A 9,683-nucleotide genomic window follows, 5' to 3' on the forward strand; every position below is an offset into this window, starting at 1 on the left:
GAAGGCGAAGGGGACGCTGGTACTAAAGCAACTTGTGTCCCCTTCTCCATCCCGCTCATCCCTGCCCTTCAATCTTGAACATCTGATCCGGCAAATCGTTCCCTTGATTTTTTAACTGCATCAAGAATATCGTTTGTGGTTGCCCTGGTATCAATACCTGGAACATCAAATGGTGATTTTGCGCTTTTTCTAAAAATGATTGAGAAAGTTTCCCCGCCTCTCCTTTTTATAACAACTTCTTCAGTTCGGGCGATATTAAGTATGCTGGCAAGGCGCTGTCTCGCTTCAGAATAAGTATATACTTTCATGATATTTACTCCAAAATTTTAATCCCCATTTTCCGGGCAATTCGTTTCATGCCACGGTCGAGAGTAAGTAACGGACTTCGAAGGTTATCAGCACATTCTAAAAAATAGGCATCATAGGCGTATATGTTAAATTCCGTGGCAATTTTTAAGGCGGATTTTATGTTGATGCTCCGCAAATCAACAGGTATATGTTGCACGATTTCCCACGACAAAGCCACCTCATCCGCCTGTAACGAGCCTTTTTTCAACATTGCCGTTAATGCGTTGCCAATCTCAAAAGGCAAAACTTCCGGAGAAACCAAATCACAGCTTCCAGTAAGTCGTATAATTAAATCCTTTTCCGGTTCATTTAATGCAACAGCAAGAAATGTATTTGTATCTGCAATGATTTTCATAGGTACAATTGTACGTGTTTATATTGTCTTTGTCAAGCTGCACATTGTGGCTTACGGGTATGCGGACAGGCAGATGGCAAAGCAGGTTCGGTGCCTGTGAGCTTACGATTCCACCACACAAGGTGTCTCTCCTCAAAGGCATCCTTTTCCCCAAACCATTTCTATGCCTGTTCTCCATTTAGAACATCGGAGCCCTTGTTGATGGCATCACCGGCCGCCTCACATTTTTGTCCATTTGTTTTCATTATTGTCGCAATCCGTACATGCAGTCCGCTTGCCGGTCTGCCCGCAACAGACCCTCTCCCGCGGTCACCTCTCGTATATCCTCACGGAATAACTCCTTTATTTTAAAAAATCGTGCCCTGGCACAACCCTTGCGAAGAGTGACTATAAATGTCACCCATCAGCCAATGAGGAAACCATGCACTCAGCAGTGTTACAGGAACGGACCGCACAGATTCACCGCAAGGGGGATGCGCCCCTTAATATTGATTGCAACAAGGACAGCCTGGCCGGGGCGGTGAGCCAGCGGGCCTGTGTTTTCTGCGGCTCCCGGGTGGTGCTCTACCCGATTGCCGACGCCCTGCACCTGGTCCACGGCCCGATCGGTTGCGCGGTCTACACCTGGGATATCCGCGGCGCCCTGTCCTCGGGCCCGGAGCTGCACCGGCTGTCGTTTTCCACTGATCTCCAGGAAATAGACGTGATCTTTGGCGGCGAGAAAAAGCTCCACGCGGCCCTGGTCGAGTTGATCGACCGGTACCAGCCCAAGGCCGCCTTTGTCTACTCCACCTGTATTGTCGGCATCATCGGCGACGACCTCAAGGCGGTCTGCCGGGCAGTGGCCGAAGAAAAAAATATTCCGGTGCTGCCGGTCCAGTCCGAGGGATTCAAGGGCAACAAACGGGCCGGCTACCAGGCGGCCTGCAAGGCGATGTTCAAGCTGGTGGGTACTGCTGATACTGCCGGGATCTCGCCTTACAGCATCAATATCCTGGGCGACTTCAATCTGGCCGGCGAGATCTGGCTGATCCGCGAGTATCTGGAAAAGATCGGCATCGAGGTGGTGGCCAATATCACCGGCGACGGCCGGGTGGACGATATCCGCCGCTGCCACGGCGCGGCCTTAAACGTGGTCCAGTGCTCCGGCGCCACCATGGACCTGGCCCGGATGATGGAGGAAGAATACCAGATCCCGAATATCCGGGTCTCCTATTTCGGGGTCGAGGACATGGCCCAGGCACTCTACGACATTGCCGGCTTCTTCAAGGACCAGGTTCTCATCGACCGGACCCGGGAACTGGTCCGGGAAGAGTTGTCCACCCTGCTGCCGGAACTGGAACAGTACAAAAAAGATCTGGCCGGCAAGAAGGTGGCCATCTACGTGGGCGGCTCCTTTAAGGCATTTTCACTGGTCAAGGCCTTCCGGCTGCTGGGCATGGACGTGGTAATGGTCGGCTCCCAGACCGGCACCCGCGAGGATTACCAGGAGCTTGAGGAGATCACCGATCCGGGCACCATCATTGTCGATGATTCCAACCCCCTGGAGCTGTCCGGTTTCTTAAAGGAAAAAGAGGTGGATCTCTTTGTCGGCGGGGTCAAGGAACGGCCCATTGCCTACAAGCTCGGGGTCGGTTTCTGTGACCACAACCACGAACGTAAGGAGATCCTGGCCGGTTTCCTGGGCATGCGCAACTTTGCCCGGGAGGTGTACTCCTCGGTGATGAGCCCGGTCTGGCAGTTTGTCCCCCGCCTGGAGCAGGAAGAAACTTTCCTTGAATCCGTGCCAGCAGGGGAAGAAAAAATACAGGCAAACCTTTAACAGAGCGCGTCAAACGGATCCAGGAATCTGAGGGAACTATCGGCATGAGCAAGATCGCCCCCAAATATATCGCCACCACCAATGCCTGCAAGCTGTGCAAACCCCTGGGCGCGGCCCTGGCCTTTCGCGGCATCGAGGGCGCGGTCCCCTTTCTGCATGGCTCCCAGGGCTGCGCCACCTATATGCGGCGCTATATCATCAGCCACTTCAACGAGCCCATTGATATCGCCTCCTCGGCCCTGGGCGAGAAAAACGCCATCTACGGCGGCGGGGCCAACCTGAAGCAGGGGCTCAACAATGTGATCGCCAAGTATAACCCGGCCCTGGTGGGGATCGCCACCACCTGCCTGACCGAGACCATTGGCGACGACGTGGGAATGATCCTGCACGAGTATCACCGCGAGCAGGAAAATAATACAAAAAGTCCGCTGATGGTCCAGGTATCGACCCCCAGCTACAGCGGCACCCATATGGAGGGGTTCCATGCCGCGGTTCAATCGGTGGTGCAACAGCTGGCCCGGGGAGGACCCACCGACCAGCGGATCAACCTGCTGCCCGGGTTCGTCTCGCCGGCCGACCTGCGCTATCTGAAACAACTGTTGGTTGATTTCGGGATTTCCGCAACCGTGCTGCCTGATTTATCCGAGACCCTGGACGGCCCGGCCCTGCGCGACTACCCGCTGATTCCCAGGGGCGGCACCCCGATTGAGGATATCCGCAAGATGGGCCGCGGACAGGCCACCATCGAGTTCGGCCATACCCTGCCGGAAAAGACCGCGGCCGCATTCCTTGATAAGACATTCCAGATTTCTTGTAAAAGGCTGGGGCTGCCCATCGGCATCCGCGAGACCGATGTTTTTTTAAATACCCTGACCGAGATCAGCGGCAGGCCGATACCGTCGGAGCACGACGCGGCCCGGGGCCGGCTGGTCGATGCCATGGTCGACGGCCATAAATATGTGTTCGGCAAACGGGCGGTGGTCTACGGCGAGGAGGACCTGGTGGTCGGGCTCACCTCCTTTCTGGCCGAGATCGGGGTGGTGCCGGTGCTCTGCGCCTCGGGCGGCAAGAGCGGCCGGCTCCGCCGGGCCGTTGAAAAGGTGCTGGCCAAGATGAATGTTCCACTGCCCGAGATCCACGAGGATCTGGATTTTTTTGAGATCGAGGAGCAGGCCCGGGAGCTGGCACCTGATCTGCTGCTGGGTCACAGCAAGGGTTACGGCCTGGCCAAACGGCTGGAGATCCCCCTGATCCGGGTCGGCTTTCCGATCCATGACCGGGTCGGCGGCCAGCGGATCCTTCATCTTGGCTACCAGGGCGCCCAGAATCTGTTCGACCGGATCGCCAACACCATGATCCAGGTCAAGCAGGATAGCTCTTCGGTGGGATACAGCTATATGTAATGACAGAAGACAGAAGACGGAAGGCAGAGGACGGAGGGCGAAAGACAGAAGACGGAGGACAGTGGCCGGTGGGCGGAAAAGAGGGGACAGGGTTCAGGCAGGAAATCAGGACATAACCATTTAATAAATAAGCGGAACAGGACGACTATCCATGGAACCGATAACAGCCAGAGACATGACAAGGCATCCCTGCTTCAACCCCAAGGTCAAGGGCCGGTTCGGCCGGGTCCATCTGCCGGTGGCGCCGAAATGCAACATCAAGTGCAACTTCTGCAACCGCAGGTATGACTGTGTCAACGAGTCGCGGCCCGGGGTGACCAGCACGGTGCTCTCGCCTGAGCAGGCTCTGGTCTATATGGGCAAGGTCCTGGAAAAGGAGCCGCGGATCTCAGTGGCCGGGATCGCCGGCCCGGGCGACCCCTTTGCCAACCCGGAAGAGACCATGGAGACCATGCGGCTGATCAGCCGGGAATATCCGGAGACCATCCTCTGCCTGGCCTCCAATGGCTTGAATATCGGCCCCTATATCGAGGAACTGGCCACGATCAACGTCTCCCACGTCACCATCACCGTCAATGCGGTGGACCCGGAGATCGGCCAGCATATCTACGGCTGGGTCCGGGACGGCAAGATCCTCTACCGCGGCCGCCAGGCAGCGGAACTGCTCCTGGCCCGGCAGCTGGCCGCGATCAAAAAGCTGAAACAGCACGGGATCACGGTCAAGATCAACAACATCGTGGTGCCGGGCATCAACGACCATCATGTCAAGGCGGTGGCCGCGACCATGAAGGAACTGGGCGTGGATCTCTTGAACTGCATGGCCATGTTCCCCAACATCGGCACCCCGTTCGCCGATATCCCCCAGCCCGATAAAAAAACCATGGCTACGCTGCGCGATATTGCTGAAAAATACCTGCCCCAGATGCGCCACTGCACCCGCTGCCGGGCCGATGCGGTGGGGCTGCTCGATGATGACCGGACCGCGGAGTTCCGCGGCTGTCTGTCCGCCTGCGCCACCATAAAACCGCTGCCCGGCCGGGAACGGCCCCATGTGGCGGTGGCCACCATGGAGGGGGTGCTGGTCAACCAGCATCTGGGCGAGGCCGACCGATTCCAGATCTGGGCAAAAAAGGAGGATTCCCTGGTGCTGGTCGAGGAACGGCCGGCCCCGGAACAGGGCGGCGGTGTCCGCCGCTGGCACCAGCTGGCCAAGCTGCTGGCCGACTGCCGGGCCGTACTGGTCAGCTCCATCGGCGAGACACCGAGACAGATATTGAACCAGTCCGGCCTGAAGACCATCGAGGCCAGCGGTTTCATCGAGGCCGGCCTGCACGCGGTGTATGCCGACAAGCCGCTCAAGGGGCTCAGGGCCCGGCGCTCCTGTGGCTCCGCTGGCTGCCAGGGCACTGGCAGCGGCTGTGGATAAGTAAGAGGTCAGGGGTCAGGATAGATGAACCAGAACAAATAATACCCATGTGCCGGAGCCAGGGGAAAACAAGGGAGAAGATCATGCGGATAGCAATAGTGACAACCAACGGAAAAACAGTGAACGAACATTTCGGCAAGGCGGATGTTTTTCATATCTACACCCTGGACGAGCAGGGACCGGCCCCAAGGGAGGAACGGCGGGTCACCCCGCTCTCGGTTGGCGATAAAAGCCACTCCTTTGACCAGGACTGTTTCTCTGCCGTGGCCGCGGCCCTTGAGGGCTGTGCGCGGGTCTACTGCACCCGGATCGGCGACAGGCCGGCCGAGGAGTTGAAAAAACTGGGCATTACCCCGGTCATCTACGAGGGACCCATTGACAAGATCAGGGTTTAAAGAGGGTGGGGGGAAATCGGCCGGAATATGCGCTATCTGCTCTGCATAATTTTCAGCGTCCTGCTGGTGACCGGCGGCTTCACAGCTCCGGCATCGGCCAATGGGCGGCTGACCGTGGCCGTGGCCGCCAACTTCATCCGGCCGATGGCCGAGATCGCGGAAATTTTTTTCCAGGAGACCGGGATCAGGATCGAGACCAGCTACGGGGCCACCGGCAAGCTCTATGCCCAGATCCTCCGGGGCGCGCCCTTTGATGTTTTTCTGGCCGCGGACCGCAAACGGCCGCGGCTGCTTCATGAACAGGGGTTGGGATCTGAGCCCCGAACCTATGCCCGGGGACGGGTGGTGCTCTGGACTTCCCGGCAAGGATTCGCGCATATATCCACCTGGCAGGAGCTGCTCAATGATCCGACAGTGGTTCGGATCGCCATCCCCAGCCCGGAGACCGCGCCCTACGGCGCCGCTGCCGCCGCTGCCCTCAAGGCCGCCGCCCTGTGGGACAGGTTGCGGGAAAAACTGGTCTACGGCCAGTCCGTGGCCCAGGCCTTTCAGTTCGGCGTAAGCCGAGGGGTGGATGCGGCCTTTGTCTCCGCATCCTATGCCATGAGCAGACAGGGCCGCAGGGGCAGATCATTCCCCATTGCCGAGGCCGGGCCGATCATCCAGCAGGCCTGTATCGTCAACAGCGGCAAAAATGAACTGGCGAAAATCTTTTTAGATTTTTTGACCGCGGACCGGATGCAACCGCTCCTGGCCCGCTACGGGTATGAGTGATGAACCATGGACATGACCGCCCTCTATCTTTCCGGAAAACTGGCCCTGGTGAGCACGGTGCTGCTGCTGGTCCTGGCTGCGCCGCTCACCTATTTCCTGGTCTATGTCCGCTTGCCCGGCAAGTTTCTGCTCGAGGCCCTGGTCGGCCTGCCCCTGGTGTTGCCGCCCACGGTGCTGGGGTTCTACCTCCTCACCGTACTGGGTCCCCAGGGCCCGGTGGGCCGGTTCTGGGCCGCCATGACCGGTAACGGGTTGCTCTTCACCTTTGCCGGCATCGCCGTCGCGGTCATGGCCCACAGCCTGCCCTACACGGTCCAGCCCTTGAAGACCGCCTTTGAGAAGATCGATCCCCGGCTGCTGGAGACCGCCGCAGTGTTGGGCCTCTCCCGCATCGCCATCTTCCGGCGGGTGATTCTGCCCAACGCGCTGGGCGGCCTGGTCGCGGCCGCGGTGCTCACCTTTGCCCATATCATGGGTGAGTTCGGGGTGGTGCTGATGGTGGGCGGCAGTATTCCCGGCAAGACCAGGGTGGCCTCCATCGCCATCTACGAGTATGTGGAGGCCCTGCGCTATCAGGAGGCCTGGCAGCTCTCCCTGGCGCTCCTGGTTATCAGTTATTTCGTTCTGCTCATCGTGATGTATCTCAACCGGGGGAGCGTGGCCCATGGCACTTGAGGCGCGGATCATAAAAAAGATGCCCGGGTTCACCATTGATGTGGCCTTTGGCTGCGACACCGGCAGGCTGCTGGCCATGGTCGGCCCGTCCGGGGCCGGCAAGACCACCATCATCCGGATACTGGCCGGGCTGGAACGGCCCGATTTTGCCAGGATCACCTGCAACGGCCGGGTCTGGGCCGATACCGACCAGAAGATATGGCTGCCGGCCCGCAAGCGGCAACTGGGTTATGTGTTCCAGGAGTTCACCCTGTTTCCCCACCTGAACGTGGCCGGCAACGTGGCGTTCGGGGCCCGCGACTCCCGCCGGGTTGATGAACTGCTGCGCCTGTTCGGGATCCGCCATCTCAGGGACCGCCGAGTACAAAAAATCTCCGGCGGCGAGCGGCAGCGGGTCGCCCTGGCCCAGGCCCTGGCCCGGGAGCCGGAGGTTTTATTATTAGACGAACCTTTTTCCGCCCTGGACCCGCTGACCAGGGGAAAACTGCGTCAGGATATGCTGGCCTACAAGTCCCGGTTCCGGCTGCCCATTATCCATGTGACCCATGACCTGCAGGAGGCCGCCCTGCTGGCCGATCAACTGCTGCCAATGACCGAAGGCAGGATAGCGCCGGCCTGGCTTGAAAAATGTCTTGCCCTTGGCCACTGCGACGCGGAACTGGAAAAACGGATAATCGGCGCGGTTTCACCGGGGTCTTGGCCGGCGCGCCCCCCGGAAGAATCGCTCCAGCCGCCCGGCCTGGCAACGGCCTGCGAAACGGGCTAGGAGCCTGAAAAGAGGTGATTTCAATGAAAGGACTGGTGGACAGTACCCTGCGCGAGGGCCAGCAGCGGGTCAATGTTTTTTTTACCCTGGCCCAGAAGAAGGAGATCTATTCCCAACTGTGCCGGGTCGGGGTGGAGGAGATCGAACTGGGCATTGCCACGGCCCATGACCATGAGCTGGCCGAGTTGATCTCCTGGTGCCGGCAACAGGGCGGCTGCAACCGGCTCGCCCTCTGGTCCCGCTGCCGGGCCGAGGATATCCGGCTGGCCGCGGCCCTGAAACCCGACGTCCTGTCGCTCTCCATTCCGGTATCCGACCTCCATATCACCAAGAAACTGGGCAAGGACCGTCAATGGGTCCTGGATACCCTGACCGCCTCCCTGCAACTGGCGCATTGCCTGGGATTCCCCTATGTCTCGGTGGGGCTGGAGGATGGCACCCGCGCGGATCGCGAGTTCCTGGACGCGGTCTGCCGGCAGGCGGAGAAGCACAGCGCCAGGAGGGTCCGGCTGGCCGATACGGTGGGGATCGCCGACCCGGCATCGATAAAGGAACAGGTCCGGCGGATGGCAAATAAAACAGATCTGGAAGTGGGGGTCCACTGTCACAACGATTTCGGCATGGCCACGGCCAATGCCCTGCACGCCCTCGAATCCGGCGCCCATTGGGCCGACGTCACGGTGGCCGGGATAGGCGAGCGGGCCGGCAACGCCCGGCTGGAAGAGGTGGCCGGATATCTTTCACTCCGCCGGGGCCGCGCCTATGATGTATCCCGCCTGGCGCCCCTTGCCAGAAGCGTGGCCGCCATGTCCAGCCGGACGATCCCGCCCCATCAACCCGTGGTGGGCAGGGAAATATTCACCTGCGAGACCGGGCTCCATCTCCAGGGGCTGGAAAAGGACCCGGCCAGCTACGAGCCCTATGCCCCGGAAAGGGTGGGCGCCAGACGTCAGCTTCGGTTCGGCGCCAAGCTGGGCCGCCGGGCCATCCGCGACCGGATCGCGGCCACCGGCCACAGCCTGTCGGAGCCGCAACTCGACGAATTGGCAACCACCATGCGGAGTTTTTTTAAACAGAACCGCGGCTCGCTCACCCTGGCCGAGTTCGATATACTGGTTGCCTCGCTGGCAGAGGGATTACCCAACTCCTTGACCCCGGTGAACGGTTACCAGAGACAGGTGCGGCGTCCCCTGTGATCGCCCAGGTTATAATAAATGCGTTGTTTTCTCATTTAACAAACCTTCTTCTTGGCTGATCTGGACAGAGATAAGGATATGGCAGCGGTGGAAACACCAGACTGTCTGGCCGTTTCAGCAAGAGACACCCCTAATTCTTCAACCAGTTTTCGGGCTATCAGCAACCTTGCCGCCGCAATCGGCCGCCGCCTACTTCCGGAACGAAGTTCCTTGATGTTGACTCCTTCTTCTTGGCAGATCGTAGAAATTACTCTCGCAATCTCACCTTGGCAATCCTTTGCTGAAAGACGGGTCCGTATTCCGACATCAGCTTCTTTGATGATTTGCTCGACAAAATCACCGCTCCCTAAAATACGCTCATCAGCGAGTTCTCGGATACCTGAACGCCTTAATGCCTTCACCTCGGACCAACCGCCCAGTGACCGGACCAGGCCGCCGCCGACAAGATCGGGACGGCGTCCCTGTTCCACCCCGTCCGCGACAAATTGCCGATATGCCGCCCGCAATATTGTCGGTCTCGCAA

At 59.3% G+C, this 9,683-nt stretch carries 11 protein-coding genes; 8 read left to right on the forward strand and 3 right to left on the reverse strand.

Annotated elements, in window-relative coordinates:
* Positions 1–68: 68 nt before the first annotated feature.
* Together L3J03_11435 and L3J03_11440 are read right to left on the reverse strand one after the other, a co-directional pair.
* Positions 69–308, reverse strand: coding sequence for a type II toxin-antitoxin system Phd/YefM family antitoxin (locus L3J03_11435; GenBank protein ID MCF6291591.1), 240 nt, complete (start codon positions 306–308; stop codon positions 69–71).
* 5 nt (positions 309–313) lie between these two features.
* Positions 314–703, reverse strand: a complete 390-nt coding sequence (locus L3J03_11440) for a type II toxin-antitoxin system VapC family toxin (GenBank protein ID MCF6291592.1) — start codon at positions 701–703, stop codon at positions 314–316.
* A gap of 421 nt (positions 704–1,124) precedes the next feature.
* Here L3J03_11440 and nifE point away from each other — a divergent pair, with 421 nt between their 5' ends.
* The 8 genes from nifE to L3J03_11480 all read left to right on the forward strand — a co-directional run bounded on the left by nifE (position 1,125) and on the right by L3J03_11480 (position 9,160).
* On the forward strand, positions 1,125–2,525 hold the full coding sequence (gene nifE / locus L3J03_11445; protein MCF6291593.1) for a nitrogenase iron-molybdenum cofactor biosynthesis protein NifE: 1,401 nt from the start codon (positions 1,125–1,127) through the stop codon (positions 2,523–2,525).
* Between the two features lie 44 nt (positions 2,526–2,569).
* Positions 2,570–3,928 carry a nitrogenase gene (locus L3J03_11450; GenBank protein ID MCF6291594.1) on the forward strand — a complete coding sequence of 453 codons (1,359 nt, stop codon included), beginning with the start codon at positions 2,570–2,572 and terminating at the stop codon, positions 3,926–3,928.
* Between the two features lie 151 nt (positions 3,929–4,079).
* Positions 4,080–5,354, forward strand: a complete 1,275-nt coding sequence (locus tag L3J03_11455) for a radical SAM protein (GenBank protein MCF6291595.1) — start codon at positions 4,080–4,082, stop codon at positions 5,352–5,354.
* 83 nt (positions 5,355–5,437) lie between these two features.
* Positions 5,438–5,749 carry a hypothetical protein gene (locus L3J03_11460; protein ID MCF6291596.1) on the forward strand — a complete coding sequence of 104 codons (312 nt, stop codon included), beginning with the start codon at positions 5,438–5,440 and terminating at the stop codon, positions 5,747–5,749.
* A gap of 27 nt (positions 5,750–5,776) precedes the next feature.
* Positions 5,777–6,523: a molybdate ABC transporter substrate-binding protein gene (gene modA, locus L3J03_11465; protein ID MCF6291597.1), complete on the forward strand. Its 747-nt coding sequence runs from the start codon at positions 5,777–5,779 to the stop codon at positions 6,521–6,523.
* A 6-nt stretch (positions 6,524–6,529) separates the two neighbouring features.
* Positions 6,530–7,198, forward strand: a complete 669-nt coding sequence (gene modB / locus L3J03_11470; GenBank protein MCF6291598.1) for a molybdate ABC transporter permease subunit — start codon at positions 6,530–6,532, stop codon at positions 7,196–7,198.
* Entirely contained in the window at positions 7,188–7,964 is a 777-nt protein-coding gene (locus L3J03_11475) for an ATP-binding cassette domain-containing protein (GenBank protein ID MCF6291599.1), read from the forward strand. The genes modB and L3J03_11475 overlap by 11 nt, the downstream gene beginning before the upstream one ends.
* A gap of 23 nt (positions 7,965–7,987) precedes the next feature.
* The gene (locus L3J03_11480; protein ID MCF6291600.1) at positions 7,988–9,160 is read left to right on the forward strand and encodes a pyruvate carboxyltransferase; all 1,173 of its coding nucleotides are present in this window, start codon (positions 7,988–7,990) and stop codon (positions 9,158–9,160) included.
* Positions 9,161–9,195: 35 nt separating this feature from the next.
* Here L3J03_11480 and L3J03_11485 read toward each other — a convergent pair.
* Positions 9,196–9,683: hypothetical protein (locus tag L3J03_11485; protein ID MCF6291601.1), on the reverse strand; the 488-nt coding region annotated here is incomplete at its 5' end.

It is taken from the genome of Desulfobacterales bacterium (assembly GCA_021647905.1).
Taxonomy (GTDB): Bacteria; Desulfobacterota; Desulfobulbia; order Desulfobulbales; family BM004; genus JAKITW01.